At 46.6% G+C, this 15,781-nt stretch carries 12 protein-coding genes and 2 tRNA genes; 10 read left to right on the top strand and 4 right to left on the bottom strand.

Annotation, left to right across the window (positions count from 1 at the left end; all coding sequences use genetic code 11):
• The first annotated feature begins 294 nt into the window (after positions 1-294).
• Positions 295-1,632: an aspartate aminotransferase family protein gene (locus tag BCOA_RS20030; protein ID WP_014095928.1), complete on the top strand. Its 1,338-nt coding sequence runs from the start codon at positions 295-297 to the stop codon at positions 1,630-1,632.
• A 92-nt stretch (positions 1,633-1,724) separates the two neighbouring features.
• Positions 1,725-3,068: an amino acid permease gene (locus BCOA_RS20025; RefSeq protein WP_044051927.1), complete on the top strand. Its 1,344-nt coding sequence runs from the start codon at positions 1,725-1,727 to the stop codon at positions 3,066-3,068.
• 53 nt (positions 3,069-3,121) lie between these two features.
• Here the strand turns inward: BCOA_RS20025 and BCOA_RS20020 are convergent, their stop codons facing one another.
• Positions 3,122-4,633 carry a DHA2 family efflux MFS transporter permease subunit gene (locus BCOA_RS20020; protein ID WP_014095926.1) on the bottom strand — a complete coding sequence of 504 codons (1,512 nt, stop codon included), beginning with the start codon at positions 4,631-4,633 and terminating at the stop codon, positions 3,122-3,124.
• 30 nt (positions 4,634-4,663) lie between these two features.
• On the bottom strand, positions 4,664-5,305 hold the full coding sequence (locus tag BCOA_RS20015) for a TetR/AcrR family transcriptional regulator (protein WP_014095925.1): 642 nt from the start codon (positions 5,303-5,305) through the stop codon (positions 4,664-4,666).
• A 587-nt stretch (positions 5,306-5,892) separates the two neighbouring features.
• Here BCOA_RS20015 and BCOA_RS20005 point away from each other — a divergent pair.
• The 3 genes from BCOA_RS20005 (at position 5,893) to BCOA_RS19995 (ending at position 10,890) form a co-directional block, all read left to right on the top strand.
• On the top strand, positions 5,893-6,423 hold the full coding sequence (locus tag BCOA_RS20005; RefSeq protein WP_014095924.1) for a MarR family winged helix-turn-helix transcriptional regulator: 531 nt from the start codon (positions 5,893-5,895) through the stop codon (positions 6,421-6,423).
• A complete protein-coding gene (locus BCOA_RS20000) occupies positions 6,420-9,509 on the top strand; it encodes an MMPL family transporter (protein ID WP_014095923.1) in 3,090 nt (1,029 codons plus the stop codon). Before BCOA_RS20005 ends, BCOA_RS20000 begins: the two co-directional genes overlap by 4 nt.
• A 595-nt stretch (positions 9,510-10,104) precedes the next feature.
• Positions 10,105-10,890, top strand: coding sequence for a 5'-nucleotidase, lipoprotein e(P4) family (locus BCOA_RS19995; protein ID WP_014095922.1), 786 nt, complete (start codon positions 10,105-10,107; stop codon positions 10,888-10,890).
• Between the two features lie 48 nt (positions 10,891-10,938).
• Here the strand turns inward: BCOA_RS19995 and BCOA_RS19990 are convergent.
• Together BCOA_RS19990 and BCOA_RS19985 are read right to left on the bottom strand one after the other, a co-directional pair.
• Positions 10,939-11,029, bottom strand: a tRNA-Ser gene (locus BCOA_RS19990).
• An 18-nt stretch (positions 11,030-11,047) separates the two neighbouring features.
• Positions 11,048-11,120 (bottom strand) — tRNA-Thr (locus tag BCOA_RS19985).
• A 140-nt stretch (positions 11,121-11,260) separates the two neighbouring features.
• Here BCOA_RS19985 and BCOA_RS19980 point away from each other — a divergent pair.
• The 5 genes from BCOA_RS19980 (at position 11,261) to galE (ending at position 15,780) form a co-directional block, all read left to right on the top strand.
• On the top strand, positions 11,261-12,397 hold the full coding sequence (locus BCOA_RS19980) for an acyl-CoA dehydrogenase family protein (RefSeq protein ID WP_014095921.1): 1,137 nt from the start codon (positions 11,261-11,263) through the stop codon (positions 12,395-12,397).
• Positions 12,398-12,441: 44 nt separating this feature from the next.
• The gene (locus BCOA_RS19975) at positions 12,442-12,585 is read left to right on the top strand and encodes an acyl-CoA dehydrogenase (RefSeq protein WP_017551605.1); all 144 of its coding nucleotides are present in this window, start codon (positions 12,442-12,444) and stop codon (positions 12,583-12,585) included.
• Between the two features lie 379 nt (positions 12,586-12,964).
• On the top strand, positions 12,965-13,183 hold the full coding sequence (locus BCOA_RS19965) for a hypothetical protein (protein WP_014095919.1): 219 nt from the start codon (positions 12,965-12,967) through the stop codon (positions 13,181-13,183).
• Positions 13,184-13,606: 423 nt separating this feature from the next.
• Positions 13,607-14,788: a galactokinase gene (locus BCOA_RS19960; RefSeq protein WP_014095918.1), complete on the top strand. Its 1,182-nt coding sequence runs from the start codon at positions 13,607-13,609 to the stop codon at positions 14,786-14,788.
• The gene (gene galE, locus BCOA_RS19955; RefSeq protein WP_014095917.1) at positions 14,785-15,780 is read left to right on the top strand and encodes a UDP-glucose 4-epimerase GalE; all 996 of its coding nucleotides are present in this window, start codon (positions 14,785-14,787) and stop codon (positions 15,778-15,780) included. Before BCOA_RS19960 ends, galE begins: the two co-directional genes overlap by 4 nt.
• Position 15,781: the final 1 nt, after the last annotated feature.

Raw genomic sequence — 15,781 nt, 5'->3', positions numbered from 1 at the left:
TCGAACAGGGGTATGGCATGGCAGATGGTGAAAAATCGATATGGGTGGCAGTGGGGAGGCGCCCGTTTCGCAGAGAAGAATGAAAGTCATCCAGTACATTTTTCAGGATGAATGCCATGCCAGGGCGAACATGGCACCGTCAAAAGAACGGAAGCCCATACCCGCCAGCAGCAAGGCAGTCGGAATATTGCCATTGAGCTGCTTTTGGCCGGGAAATGGGGGGAAGGATGCACACTGTTTTTACGCGCAAAAAAGACGACAGCGTGTAACTTAATCAAGGGGATGGGAGGATGAATGCATTTGCAAACAAAAACGTTACAGGAAACAGATGAAAAATATTTATGGCATGCCATGAGGGGAGCCGCAAGTCCCGGGCAGCCCAATTTGATTATCACAAAAGCGGAAGGTGCTTGGGTAACGGACATTGAGGGTAACCGCTATTTGGACGGGATGGCCGGGTTATGGTGTGTGAATACCGGTTACGGCCGGAAAGAATTGGCGGAAGCGGCATACAAGCAGCTTCTTGAGATGCCGTACTATCCGTTATCCCAAAGCCACGTGCCTGCCATTCAGCTGGCCGAAAAATTAAACGAATGGCTTGGCGGGGATTACGTCATTTTCTTCTCTAACAGCGGTTCGGAAGCCAATGAGACGGCTTTTAAAATTGCCCGCCAATACCACCGGCAAAGAGGGGACCTGGACCGGTACAAGTTTATTTCCCGTTATCGCGCGTATCACGGCAATACGATGGGGGCGCTTGCGGCAACAGGCCAGGCACAAAGAAAGTATAAGTATGAACCGCTTGGACAGGGATTTCTTCATGTTGCACCTCCTGACACGTACCGGCATCCGGATGACGTGGAAACGCTTGAAAGTGCCAAGGAAATCGACCGTGTAATGACGTGGGAGCTAAGTGAAACGATTGCCGGTGTTATTATGGAACCGATCATTACTGGCGGAGGGATTTTACTGCCGCCTGATGGTTATATGGCGAAGGTGAAAGAGATTTGCGAAAAGCACGGTGCCCTTCTGATTTGTGATGAAGTCATCTGCGGATTCGGACGGACCGGAAAGGCATTTGGTTTTATGCACTACGGCGTGAAGCCGGACATCATTACAATGGCAAAAGGGATTACGAGCGGTTATCTCCCGCTATCAGCGACTGCTGTCAAAAGGGAAATTTACGAGGCGTATGCGGGCAGTGAAGATTATGACCGTTTCCGCCACGTCAACACATTCGGAGGAAATCCTGCAGCCTGTGCACTGGCTTTAAAAAATTTGGAATTAATGGAAAATGAAGCGTTGTTTGAACGTTCCCGCATACTGGGTGAACGGCTGCTAGAAGCGCTAAAAAGCCTGAAGGATCATCCAAATGTAGGGGATGTCCGCGGAAAAGGATTGCTGGTTGGCATTGAGCTGGTGGAAAATAAACAAACAAAGGAACCGGCTGCAGTCGAGAAACTGAATAAAGTGATAAGCACCTGCAAAGAAAAAGGCCTGTTAATCGGCAAGAACGGTGATACTGTTGCTGGATTTAACAATGTATTGCAGCTTTCCCCGCCGTTAAGCATAACCGATGATGACTTTCGCACGATCGTGCAAGTTTTAAAAGAAAGCATCTCCCAATTGTAAAAACGTTTCTTGTTAGAAAATGCGCTTCAAAGGAGAGAGAGGGTTTGGAGAATCAGCAACTGAAGAAGGACTTGAAAATTCGCCATATTACGATGATTTCGATCGGAGGAGTCATTGGCGCCGGCTTGTTCATGGGAAGCGGCGCCGTCATCCATTCGGCCGGCCCGGGTGCAGTCATTTCGTATGCTTTGGCAGGTTTACTTGTCATTTTTGTTATGAGAATGCTGGGGGAAATGGCATCGGTGAACCCGACAAGCGGTTCGTTTTCCACCTATGCGCGTGAAGCCATTGGCCCTTGGGCAGGATACACGATTGGCTGGCTGTACTGGTTCTTTTGGGTCATTGTCATTGCGATTGAAGCAACTGCGGGGGCAGCGAATATTCAATACTGGTTCCCGGAAATGCCATCGTGGCTTTTAAGTTTAATATTAACCGTTTTATTAACGCTCACAAATGTATATTCCGTTAAATCGTACGGTGAATTCGAATATTGGTTTTCAATCATTAAAGTGGCCACCATTGTTTTATTCCTGCTGCTCGGCCTCTCCGTTATTTTCGGCATCGTTCCGGGCGTCCAATCCCCAGGACTTTCCAACTTAACAGGGAATGGCGGTTTTATGCCGAATGGCTTTGGTAGCGTCTTATTGGGCATTACGGTTGTCATCTTTTCTTTTATGGGGACCGAAATTGTGGCAGTGGCGGCGGGGGAATCCTCCGAACCGGAAAGGGCAGTCAGAACAGCTACTAACAGTGTCATTTGGCGAATTCTGATCTTTTATGTCGGTTCGATTGCGATTGTAGCCACCTTGCTTCCGTGGAACTCGGCGAATATTTTAAAGAGCCCGTTCGTCGCCGTTCTTGAACATGTTGGCATTCCGGCAGCGGCTCAGATTATGAATTTCATTGTGCTGACCGCCGTACTTTCCTGTTTGAATTCTGGTTTATATACAAATTCACGGATGCTGTACGGGATGGCAAAAGCCGGCGATGCCCCGAAAATTTTTCTGAAGTTAAATAAAAACGGGGTACCGGTTTATGCCGTTTTGTGCGGCACGGTTTTCGCTTATGTCGGGGTTGTTTTTAATTATATTTCCCCCGATAAAGTATTCTTGTTTTTAGTAAACAGTTCAGGCGGGATCGCTTTATTGGTTTACCTTGTCATTGCCTTTTCCCATTTGCGCATGCGTCGGACGGTGGAAAAAACGAACCCGGATGCCTTGAAGGTGAAAATGTGGCTGTATCCGTATTTAACTTATGTCACCATTTTGGGCATTGTTGCGGTTTTAGTCGCGATGATCTTTATCGACTCATTGCGTCCGCAAGTACTGCTGACTTTGCTTATTGCCGTTCTCGTGGTCGGCTCGTATTTCCTTTTGCATCCTAAAAAAACAAATGTGCTGCCACTGGATAGTGAGGATTCAAGTATAAAATCTTAAGCACAGCAAAAAGCACCGCCTCTTTTAAAAAGGCGGTGCCCATTTTCCAGCTGTTAATCTGAAGCCGGTTTTGTTTGCATGGTTTTCTTTCTGTTTTCCTTTTTGGCGCCTGGTTTAAATGTATCTGCCCGTTTCACAAAAAGGGACATGATCAATACGACAATATTAATCGCGAGCGCGACGTAGAAGGAATATTGGATGCCGGCCAGCAACGCTTTTTGTCCTAAGGCGGCTTTATCAGCTGCTGTAAAGTGAAGCGGATTGATCCCGGACATCAGGTCTTCCGCTTTCGATTTTGTGACAGCATTCATGATCGTGACAAAAACGGCTGTTCCGATTGACCCGGAAACTTGCTGTGCTGTATTATTAACCGCCGTTCCGTGCGGGTTCAGCCGGGAAGGCAATTGATTCAAGCCGTTCGTCATAATCGGCATCATCACCATCGACATCCCGAACATCCGGAGCGTGTAAACCAGAATAATATACGTGTAGCTCGAGTCAATTTGTAAATTCGCCAGCATATAGGTGGAAACAGCTGTGATGGAAAGCCCCGTGACAGCCAGCACGCGGGGACCGAACTGATCAAACAGCTTTCCGGTGATCGGCGACATAATCCCCATGACAATTGCGCCCGGCAGCATCATTAAGCCGGAGTCAAGCGGAGAGATGCCCCGTACGTTTTGCACATAGGCAGGTGTTAAAATCATGCCGGAAAACATGGCTGCCGCATTTACAATGGCAATGACAGAGGCAAGGGCAAACATCGGATATTTATACACGCGCAAATCCAATAATGGTTCATCCATCATAAACTGCCGAATAACGAAGGCGATTAAAGCCACACTGCCGGCAATCAGTGCCGTTAAAACCACCGGATCTGTCCAGCCGTCCGAACTTGCAGAACTGAATCCGTAAAGCAAACCACCAAACCCGATGGAAGATAAGACGACCGAGAGATAATCAAGCGTTGCTTTTTTATTTTGCTCCATGACGTTTTCCGCTTTCCAGATCCCCAAAACAAGACTGATAACGGCTAATGGCAAAATCATTTCAAACAGAAAGCGCCAGTCAAAGTATTCGACAATGTAGCCGGATAACGTCGGGCCGATTGCCGGGGCTGTAATCATGACAAGGCCAAAGACCCCCATGGCTGTTCCACGTTTTTCAATCGGGAAACTAACCAGCATAATATTCATGAGCAATGGCCCCATGACAGAAGATCCTGCAGCCTGGATCATCCTTCCTGTCAGCAGCAGCCCGAAGTTCGGGGCAAATGCTGCCAGAGCAGTCCCTAACGTGAAGATTAACATGGCCGTAATAAACAACTGCCGGTTTGTAAAGCGGGTCAGCAGGAAGGCGGATGCAGGAACCAGCACGCCGCTGACTAGCATATAACCAGTTGCGAGCCACTGAATGGTGGAATAATCTTTGATGTGTAAATCTGCCATGATGGAAGGCAGTGCTACATTGAGCAGCGAGTTATTGAGAAATGAAACGAAAGCGCCGATAAAAAGAACCCCGATCATGAGATAGGGCGGCTTTTTATGTTGTATTGCTGGATTCATATTATCTTTTTCCCCTTTTGTAAGTTGTTTTTATTTCCCGCTTGAAATTGCCGGAGAAGGTTCCCTGTACAATCCTTTTTTAAGCAGTTCCATTTGGGCAAGATAATGATCGAGTGCTTCTTCGGCCGTTAATTCCCCGGCAAATGCTTGCACAAGATTATGAAAGGTGACGGCTTCCAAAATCGTGATCATATCCTGCAGTTCCCGTTCGTCATTGATGTTCAGTTTTTTTGTGTTAACGGACCGGAGCAAAGCCAAATCCTGCTTTTTCAGATCCTCTTCAAAAAAATTTTCTGCCAAAGTATTTTCGGTTTTATAATTCATATTGGAAAAAGCATTTTTGAAAAAATTGGCATTTTCCTGGTTTCGAATGTCTTGAATGGCAAATTGAAAGACCTCGGTAAAAGCCGCAAATAAATCTCCGCCCTTTTTTTGGAGAGTGGAAATAAACTGTTCTTTGCTTTTTCGCGAGAGCAAACGCAGCAAATAATAAAACAAATCCTCCTTGTCTTCAAAGTATTGGTAAAAGCTGCCTCTTGGAATGCAAGCCTCCTTTACAATATTTGCGATAGAGGATTCGTGCAGCGGTGCTCTTGAAAATTCTTTTTTTGCAGCTTGAATCAAAGTGTCCTGTTTTTCTTTCGGCAACCGGAAAAAAGTTGGCTTCGGCATGGCAGCATATTCTCCTATCTTGAAAAATTACGGCACGGGCAACTGTCCTGAAAATGACACCGTGTCATAAAAGAAACAATAAGAAGATTATATATGACACCGTGTTAAGATGTCAATGAAAAAATGACACCGTGTCACTGGAAACATTTCTTAATAAAGTGCACCGGTCTCTTCGCCACAGCTTACCGGAAAAAAATAAGGACAACCGTACCTGAAAACACAAAACAGGCTGGGGAAAGTTTTAAATCCGGTCTCACCGGTCGCGAATCTGCGGGGAAAAACGTTGCGGGTCCAATCATGGAAACACAGGCTGGTGCTCGTCCCGGTTTTTACTATATAAAGTGAACGGAAACAGGCTATTCTGTTGCCTGCAAAAATAATCGTCCTGAAGTATAACGAAATATTGCCTGCTGTAAGCTAATCATACAATGAATGGTTTGGCGCTCATCGGAATTTTTCCTTCATTTTATATAGCAGATATTTTATTGACAATGATCCTGTTTTCGCCTAATATACATCGTGTACGATATATCGGATACGATGTATATTAGGCGATTCAATGATAAATATGCGGGGGAGGGGAGCATATGAGTGAAAGAGCCGAATTTATTCGGGATTCAATTGATTTTTTGCAGCGTTATATCATCAAAAGTTTGCAAAGAGAAGCGGAGGAGTTTGGTTTAACTGTTCCCCAGGTCAGGGTGCTGGCGGAGGTGTTAACGGGCAAAAGGGTTAGTATCAAATTGCTGTCCCGGAATTTGAAAATGACGCAGAGCACCGTTTCGGATATCGTGGAGCGGCTGACGTTAAAAGGGCTGCTTGTGAAAACCCCGAGCGCATCGGATAAACGGTCGGTGGAGATCTCCCCGTCATCGGAACTGGAAGGCGAACTGAGTGAAAACATATCAAGAATCATCAACCAGTCATTTGTAGATGCATTGAACCTGTTGCAGCCGAATGAACAGGACATCGTGGAACAAGGCATCAAACTGCTCGTAAATGCTGTGAAGAAAAAAATCGAGCGGGATGGCCTTCATAAATATGAATCTTTTGATGTGTTCTTTTTTCGTGACGAAAATGAAAGCTTCAAATCTAGGAAAAAGGAGAACGACAAGTGAGAAAAATTCTGAAAGGCCGTTGGATCATTTTTTCCGTATGGCTCATTGCCACGATTGTGCTGACAGCGATCCAGCCGGATGTTAATGCTATCCTGCGGGAACGGGGGCAGCAGGGAACCTCGAGCAAAAGCCCTTCCGTTGTAGCAGACAAAATGTTAAAAAAGATCGATGCCGGCAAAGGCACGAACAATTTGATTGTTTTTTACGATAAAAATAAAATTTCAAAGGCCGAAATGGAAAAAATCGGTGATTGTTTAGACAAAATTAGAGAAAGCAAATCCGAACTCGGCATTTCCAATGTGATTGACCCGATCCATACGCCGGAAGCGAAAAGTTCCCTTTTATCAAAAGACGGCACCACGCTTATGGTCAGCTTCAAGCTGGATAAAAAAGGGAAAGAAATCGATGACATCCAAAAACAGTTTGATGCCAGGCTGAAACATTCGCCTGTCGATTATTATTTGAGCGGGGAAGATTTTATTAACAATGACTATTTGAAGGCCTCCCAAGCCGGTGTGGAGCGGAGCGCAGCATTAACGGTCATTTTTATTCTCGTTGTGCTGGTGATTGTGTTCCGCTCCGTTGTGACCCCGCTCGTCTCGTTGGCGGCTGTCGCTTTTTCCTATTTGTGTTCAATGGGGATTGCCGCCCAGCTTATCGACAAAGCCGGATTTCCGGTGACAAGCTTGACGCAGATGCTGCTTGTGCTGATTTTATTTGGAATCGGAACCGATTATAATATCCTGCTTTTTAACCGGTTCAGGGAAGAGTTGTCCCACGGGCACCCGATTGATGAAGCGATTGTCCGCACATACCGGACGGCAGGAAAAACGATCGCCTATAGTATTGTGACTGTTTTTATCGCATTTCTGGCGCTTATATTTTCCGAATCGCCGATATATCGGTCAGGTGTCGTTGTGGTGATCGGGGTAACGATCCTTTTGCTTGAAATTTTAACCCTAACCCCTTTCATCATGAAAGTCCTTGGTACAAAGCTTTTCTGGCCGTCGAAAAATGCAAGCGGGCATAAGCCGAACCGGTACTGGGGAAAAGCTTCTTTCATCGCCGTAAAACATCCGATTATTACAGTCACACTCATTCTTTTGATCATTGCCCCGGCATTGATTTTTCACCAGGAGAAGCTGAATTTTGATACGGTTGGAGAACTTGGCAATAAATATCCTTCTTCCAAAGCGATCAACCTTGTTGCTGAACATTTCGGGAAAGGGCAGTCCATGCCTGCGGAGGTTGTGATTGAGAACGGAAAAGCAATGGATAACAACGCATCCATGGCTGTCATTGACAATATTACACAAAGGCTGAAAAAAATAGACGGTGTCGGGAAAGTTTCTTCGGTTACGCGGCCTGAAGGAAAGAAAATGGAGGACTTTTACATCGACAAGCAGATGATTACGGTAACGGACGGCTTGTCGCAAACGCAGGACGGGGTTGACCAAATCAATGCTGGATTAAAGACAGCCCAGGAGAAACTCGGATCCGCCGATTTTTCGAAAGTGAACGACATGGTAGATGGAACCGCCAAACTTGAAAATGGAATGGCCGCTCTCACCACCGGGCTCGAAAAAATTCAAAACGGCATTGGCAATGGGTCCGGCCAGCCGGAAACACTGGCAAACGGCATCGCTACCATTGAAAAAAATCTTTCCCAAATGAGCAGCGGGGTCAGCACATTGTCAGCAAATTATGGGAAAATGCAGGCCGGCTATGCTGAAATGGGCAAAAATTATCAGCAGGCTGCACAAGCACTGCTCGGTGTAAAAAGTGCGATTGCGCAAATGCAGACGCTCGTGACGGCGCTCGGGCAAAGTACGCCAAGTGTGCAGAGCGACCGGAACTATTTGGCGCTGAAGCAAATGACAAACCAGCTCTCATCATCCCTCAAGCAAATCACGCCGGAAGGGATCAACACGCTGAACAGCAATTACGACAAGACGACAGCCGGGTTCAAGACAGCGAACGACAATCTATCCAAGATGGCTGGCGGGCTTTCGCAAATGGCAGACGGGCTCAAGAAAACCGAAAGCGGGCTTGGCCAGGCGTCTGATGGCATCGGCAAAATAGTAACCAATATGAACGATGTGACAAAAGGGCTGGGCCAGATGAAATCGGGCCAGCAGCAACTCGCTTCCGGCCTTAGCGGTTTTAAACAGTTCGGCGATAAGTTGTCGGATGTTAACCGCGGATTAAAGCAAATTTCAGACGGCCTTGGCAAAACAAATGACTATCTGGCACAGCTGAAAACGGAAAAAACATTCCATATTCCGAAAGAAGCGCTCGCCGACAAAGATTTTAAAAAAGCAATGGACACGTATATGTCGGATGACAGAAAAGTGACGAAACTGACTGTCGTGTTGAGCAACGATCCTTATTCAAATCAATCATTGGATACCATTGATAAGATCAATAAAACGGTTGTCACCGGGCTGAAAGGAACTGTGTTTTCAAAAGCCGACAGCGGGACAGCCGGAACGAGTGCAACGACCAACGACATGAACCATATTCTGTCAAGGGACCTTGCCAAATCAACCGTGATCGTGACCATCAGCGTGCTGCTTGTGCTTCTGTTGGTTATACGGTCTTTCTGGCCGCCGGTTTTCATTACGGCATCCCTTGTCGGTGCCTATTATACAGCCATGTTTGTCATCAACTCTATTTTTCTTGGCATGCTGGGCTATGAAGGCATTTCTTCGTTTGTGCCGTTCTTTTCCTTTATCATCATCGTCTCGCTTGGTGTAGATTACAGCATTTTCCTGATGATGCGCTATAAGGAATACCCGCAGCTTGACCCGAGGGAAGCGATTATACTCGCTTCGAGACATACAGGCGGTGTCATTATTTCCGCGGTCGTTATTTTAGGCGGCACATTTGCCACGCTGATGCCTTCAGGAATGCTGCTGCTGGCTGAATTGGCGATCGCCGTCATTACCGGCCTTGTCGTGCTTTGCTTCATCCTATTGCCATTCTTTCTGCCAGGCATGATCGCCTTGCCGGAAGCCTTGGAAAAAATATTTTCGGACAAAAAGAAAGAAAACTTGGAGCTGGAGAAAGAATCATCCAAGCGATAATGAAAAAAGCAGCCGCTTATCCAAATTGGGAAAGGGCTGCTTTTTTTGCTGGCACGGTTTTAGATCGAGGCGGAGGAAGCAGGTAACCTTTTAGCTAAAGTACGGTAAAGAGATGGTAAGTGAGCAAACAGGCCAACTATTTTTTTGAAAAGTGAGCATAAAACGAGTATAGGTGAAGGAGCGGGCGCAAAAACTGGTGTTTCTTAACGTAGAACGGGTCTAAGTGAAGGAAGCGCGGGAAAAAATTATTGTTTCTTAACGTAGGACGCGCCTATGTGAAGGAAGCGGGCGAAAATTCCGTTGTTCCTTAACGTAGAACGGGTCTAAGTGAAGGAAGCGCGGAAAAAACGCCGTGTTTCTTAACGTAGAACGGGTCTACGTTAAGGAAGCGGGCGAAATTCCGACAAACAATGTACGTAAACGCCCATATCACAAAAAATACATGCCAGCGGAAGAATGAAAATCCCGTCGTAAATCAGAATAGACCGCTTCGAAGTGCCTAACAACCCCCGTGAAAGATGCCATTTTAGCATGTATCAATTTCCGGGGTTCCCTTATACTAATCGTAAAAGCATTTTAGAAAGAAGGGGCAAGCATGAACTATTTTGCAGGGTTGCTAATTGTCTTTGCGCTGGTGCTTGGAAATGCGGGGTGCTCTGCTGAAGGCGGCAAACAAAACCGGGAAGCTGCCGTCATGAAGACGGTTCCGGTTACGGGCTGCACGGCAAAGCAAAAAGCGGAACAGACCAAAATGGGGGTTGCCTGGTACCGGACATCCGGGGAAGCAAGAGCGCTCTATTATCAAGGATACAATATCGGAAAACAGCGTATTAAGGAGAGCCTGAAAACTAAAGTAAAAAAGAAGCGGGCCATCGTGCTGGATCTCGATGAAACGGTGCTGGATAACGGACCCTACTTATCTTATATGGCAGAAAAAGGCATTTCGTTTGGCAGCGGCTGGGGGACATGGGTGAAAAAAGCAAAAGCAAAACCGCTCCCGGGGGCACTTTCCTTTTTAAAATATGCCGATAAAAAAGGAATCGATATTTATTACATTTCAAACCGGGACGAAAAATATATGGATGCCACCCTTCGCAACTTGAAAAAAGAAGGGATCCCGCAGGCCGTCCGTTCCCATGTGCTGTTGCAAACAGGAACAAGCAGCAAAGAAACGCGCCGGCAAGTTGTTGAAAAGGACCACGACATCATTGCCTTGTTCGGTGATAATCTGGGTGACTTTTTTAAGACATTTGACGGAAAAGGAAACAAGGCGCGCAGCCTGGAAGCAGACCGTTTCCGCCATGCATTTGGCCGCAAATTTATCGTATTCCCGAATCCGGTTTACGGGGATTGGGAGCATGAATTGCCATGTGGTTCATAAACGCAAAAAAATTCCGGAGTTCTCCGGAATTTTTATATGCACTATGTATGGCGGAGAAGGTGGGATTTGAACCCACGCGACGGTCACCCGCCCTAACGCATTTCGAGTGCGTCCCCTTCAGCCGCTTGGGTACTTCTCCATATGAAAAAAAGAAAGATGCTGGTGAGAGGACTCGAACCTCCGACCCCTTCATTACGAGTGAAGTGCACTACCAACTGTGCTACACCAGCATGGAATCAATCAGGACAATGTAAATTATATTATAATAAAATCCGGATTGCAAGAGGAAATTTAAAAAAAGTGTTGTAATGTTTTTCCGGCATGTTTCCGGTAAAATAAGAGAAAAGATGTTTCCGGGGGAGGAAAGGATATGGATTTTTTAAAAGCCTCAACGTTGGAGGAAAAACTGGACCTAATTCAAACGCTTGCCGGCCCGTTTTCCGAAAGGGCGGCTGCCAATGACTTGGAAGGACGGTTTGCTTTTGAAAATATTCAAGATTTAAAAGAAACAGGCTATACAAAGCTGACTGTGCCACAAAACTACGGTGGGGGCGGCATTTCGCTGTATGAGCTTGTCCGCCTGCAAGAGGCCATCGCGGTTGCGGACGGGTCGACTGCCCTTTCCATTGGATGGCATATGGGGATTTTAATGCATTTGTCCGAAACAAGAACATGGAACGGGCAATTGTTTGAACGCATTTGCCGTGCGGCAGCAGGGGAGGCCGCCCTCATCAACACTTGCGCAACAGAAGCGCAAACGGGCAGCCCGACGCGCGGTGGCATGCCGGAAACAACGGCAACGGAAAAGAACGGCGAATGGGTGTTAAACGGGAGAAAAACTTTTGCCACCATGTCTCCGGTGCTCGACTTTTTTATCATTACCGCAACGATTCCGGAAAAAGAAGCGGTTGGCAGTTTTGTCGTTCCGCGGGATACGGCTGGCCTCTCCATCGTCGAAACATGGGACAGCATTGCTTTAAGGGCAACCGGCAGCCATGATGTTGTGCTGGAAAACGTCAAAGTCCCGCTTGCGAACCTGGCGGAGATCCAGACGAAAAAGAAGGAGCCGGCCGGTTATCTGCTCCATATCCCTGCCTGTTATTTAGGCATTGCCGAGGCAGCAAAACGGGAAGCGGCTCGCTTTGCTAAATCGTATACGCCGAACAGCCTGAACCATCCGATTGCGGAACTGCCGGCTATCCGCCAGAAATTCGGTGAAATCGAGCTGAAATTGATGCAGGCGCGGCATTTTCTGTATTCGGTTGCGAAAATGTGGGATGAAGCCGGAGCAGAACAAAGAAAAGAGATGGGCCCGGAACTTGGGGCAGCGAAAATGGCGGTTACGAATCATGCGATAGAAGCAGTTGATTTAGCGATGCGAATCGTAGGTGCCAGAAGCCTGTCCGAAAAAAGTCCGCTGCAGCGCTATTACCGCGATGTCCGCGCCGGGCTCCACAACCCGCCGATGGATGATGCCGTCCTTATGCAGCTCGGCGCGCGTGTGTAAAATCAAAAAGCATCCGATGGTCTAAACAGCGGGAAAACAGAATTGTGGATCTGGCCATGAGGATAGTCGGCGCCCGCAGCCTTTTTCAAAAAAGCCCGCTGCAGCGCTATTACCGTGATGTGCATGCGGGATTACACAATCCGCCGATGGATGATACCGTCCTTATGCAGCTCGGCGCACGCGTGTAAAATCAAAAAGCACCCGATGGTCTAAGCAGCCGGGAAAAAGGGGGGGCGCAAAGCAGCAAAGCGCCGCCGCTTTTTTCGGTCCGCTTTGTCGCTACTGCTAAAAAAGCGGCAACTGCTGATAAATGCACTGTTGCCGCTCCATGGTTTGCTTACGTTCGATGATGTGCCGGATAAGCCCGTACAATTTCATCCTGCCATTTTTCAAGGATTTTCCTGATATTTTCCGGGGCGGTTTTCGGCTTGCGGGTGTAAGACAGCAGGCCGTTTGTTTCCTGCTCGACATCTGAAAGCTGCGTATAACAAAAGCCTCCTCCTTATCAAAACGTATTATAATAAAAAAATAAAAATTTAGAAATAATTTATTGCCGAGGTATTTTTTATGAGAAAAATCTATGAATTCATGAGTAAAGATGAGAAGAAGAAGGCTATATCTTTGCTTACTAAAGATATAGATGAGCTAAAGAAGGAACAAAAACGAGAAGATGAAAAGGGATATCCCCGAGTAATAAAAGATGCAATAGAAGAAACAATCCAAAGGTACATAAAAGATATGGAGTATTTAAAAGATGATTTAAAAAAAGAAGAGAAAAAATCTTAAATCAGTTATTACAGCAGTGGATCGCATTGGAATGGTAAATGATTGTACTGAGGCTGTATTATTTAAGGCTTGCTGAATAAGCAAAATTCCTAGATTTGGCAAGAGTGCTGACAGCTTTGGCAACAATTTAAATGCAAGGATTTTACAACAAATCCAGGGAAAAGCTTGCACTCGAAAGCCGATTCAACGTATTTAGAAGACAAAATCACGCATTCTCACATATATTTTGCGACAGAGCTTGCAGACAAATTTGGTACAAACTCAGAATCGGATTCGTTCAGCAAGCCCTATTTAGAAATGGAATATTACCAGTAAAAATTTTAGTAAAAATGTTGCCTTTTTTTACTTCTGCGTGTAAGATGGAATTGAAGAAAACGTTTGCAATCTTTTTATTCTATTCTATTACACTTAGGGGGAACGAACATGAGCAACCCAAATTTGTCTCAGGCTTTTAAGGAGTATTTCGGGACGGCGGCGGAGCGCGCGTTTTTTGCGCCGGGCCGGATTAATCTGATCGGGGAGCATACCGACTATAACGGCGGCCATGTGTTTCCGTGCGCGATTACCATGGGGACATATGCTTTGGCCAAAAAACGCGATGACCGCAACATTCGCTTTGTATCTTTGAATTTTAAAGAAAAAGGCGTCATCGAATTTACGCTTGACGATCTGGCATACAACAAAGCACATGACTGGGCCAATTACCCGAAAGGCATGCTGAAGTATTTGAAGGAAGCGGGGCATGAAATAGAACAGGGTTTTGACTGCCTCGTGTACGGCAATATTCCGAATGGGGCCGGCCTGTCTTCTTCCGCCTCCATTGAACTATTAACCGGCGTGATGCTTGAAAAATTGTTCAACCTGAAAGTGGAACGGCTCGATCTTGTCAAGCTCGGGCAAAAAACGGAAAACCAATTTATCGGCGTAAACAGCGGGATCATGGATCAGTTCGCAGTCGGGATGGGCAAAAAAGACGCGGGCATTTTGCTCGACTGTGCCACGCTTGCGTACGAATATGCCCCGATCAAGCTGGATCACCATAAAATTTTGATTATGAACACGAATAAACGCCGTGAACTTGCGGACTCTAAATATAATGAACGACGTGCGGAATGTGAATCGGCACTGAAACAGCTGCAAAAGAAACTCGATATCGAAACGCTCGGCGATTTGACAGAAGAAGCATTTGAAAAAAACAAGGAAATCATAGACAATGAGATTGTGAGGAAACGGGCAAAACATGCGGTTTACGAAAATGCGCGCACGCTAAAAGCACTTGACGCATTAAAACGTGGCGACCTGCCCGCTTTCGGAGAACTGATCAATGCCTCCCACCGTTCGCTGCGGGATGATTATGAAGTGACCGGCAAAGAACTCGATACGCTGGCCGAAACCGCCTGGAAGCAGGAGGGCGTGCTCGGGGCGAGAATGACGGGCGCGGGATTCGGCGGGTGCGCAATCGCAATTGTTGAAAATGACAAAGTCGATGCGTTCATCAAAAATGTCGGGGACGTCTATGAAAAAGAAATCGGCTACCGGGCGGACTTCTACACCGCAAGCATCGGTGATGGAGCAAAAGAAATGACAATGGAGGAACTTGTATGAGCATTTTAGTTTTAGGTGGAGCCGGTTATATCGGCTCGCATGCCGTATATCAACTGATCGACCAAAAATATGACGTGGTGGTGATTGACAATCTGCAAACCGGCCACCGCGCCGCAATCCATCCAAAGGCAAAATTTTACGAAGGTGATATTCGCGACCGTGCCTTTATGCAGGAAGTTTTCGGGAAAGAAAAAATTGACGCGATCATTCATTTTGCAGCCAACTCGCTTGTCGGCGAATCGATGGAACAGCCGCTGAAATATTTCGACAACAACGTATATGGCACGCAAATTGTGCTTGAAATGATGAAAGAATTCCATGTGCCGCATATTGTGTTTTCTTCGACCGCTGCAACATACGGGGAACCGGAACACGTGCCGATTACAGAGACAATGCCGACCGTTCCGACCAACACTTACGGCGAGACAAAACTGACGATGGAAAAAATGATGAAATGGTGTGAAAAAGCGTACGGCATTAAATACGTTGCACTTCGCTATTTTAACGTAGCCGGCGCAAGATCAACCGGCGAAATCGGCGAAGACCACCATCCGGAAACGCATCTCATCCCGGTTGTATTGGAAACGGTGCTTGGAAAACGTGAGGCGATCACCATTTTCGGCGAAGACTATGATACAAAAGATGGGACATGCGTCCGCGATTACATCCATGTGGAGGACTTGATTGATGCCCATATTCTTGCGCTTCAATATTTACAGAACGGCGGCGCAAGCGATGTGTTCAACCTCGGATCAAGCAACGGATTTTCTGTCAAAGAAATTGTGGATACCGTGCGGGAAGTGACCGGCAAGGGCTTTAACGTCAAAATCGGCGACCGCCGCGCTGGGGATCCGAGCACGCTGATCGCTTCATCCGACAAGGCAAAGCGTGTGCTCGGCTGGAATCCGAAAAAAACGGATATCCGCCAGATTATCAAAGATGCATGGAACTGGCATGAAAGCCATCCAAACGGTTACGACGACAGAAGGTGAA

It is taken from the genome of Heyndrickxia coagulans 36D1 (assembly GCF_000169195.2).
In the GTDB taxonomy this organism is placed as follows: Bacteria; Bacillota; Bacilli; order Bacillales; family Bacillaceae_C; genus Weizmannia; species Weizmannia faecalis.
The sequence above is the reverse complement of the archived record's forward strand: the minus strand, read 5'-3'. Positions and strand labels throughout refer to the sequence as shown.

Coding starts and splice junctions, on each gene's coding strand:
- BCOA_RS19960 (WP_014095918.1), top strand. CDS start 13,607: ATGAGCAACCCAAATTTGTCTCAGGCTTTTAAGGAGTATTTCGGGACG.
- BCOA_RS19965 (WP_014095919.1), top strand. CDS start 12,965: ATGAGAAAAATCTATGAATTCATGAGTAAAGATGAGAAGAAGAAGGCT.
- BCOA_RS20005 (WP_014095924.1), top strand. CDS start 5,893: ATGAGTGAAAGAGCCGAATTTATTCGGGATTCAATTGATTTTTTGCAG.
- BCOA_RS20020 (WP_014095926.1), bottom strand. CDS start 4,633: ATGAATCCAGCAATACAACATAAAAAGCCGCCCTATCTCATGATCGGG.
- galE (WP_014095917.1), top strand. CDS start 14,785: ATGAGCATTTTAGTTTTAGGTGGAGCCGGTTATATCGGCTCGCATGCC.
- BCOA_RS20030 (WP_014095928.1), top strand. CDS start 295: ATGCATTTGCAAACAAAAACGTTACAGGAAACAGATGAAAAATATTTA.
- BCOA_RS19995 (WP_014095922.1), top strand. CDS start 10,105: ATGAACTATTTTGCAGGGTTGCTAATTGTCTTTGCGCTGGTGCTTGGA.
- BCOA_RS20015 (WP_014095925.1), bottom strand. CDS start 5,305: ATGCCGAAGCCAACTTTTTTCCGGTTGCCGAAAGAAAAACAGGACACT.
- BCOA_RS20025 (WP_044051927.1), top strand. CDS start 1,725: ATGATTTCGATCGGAGGAGTCATTGGCGCCGGCTTGTTCATGGGAAGC.
- BCOA_RS19980 (WP_014095921.1), top strand. CDS start 11,261: ATGGATTTTTTAAAAGCCTCAACGTTGGAGGAAAAACTGGACCTAATT.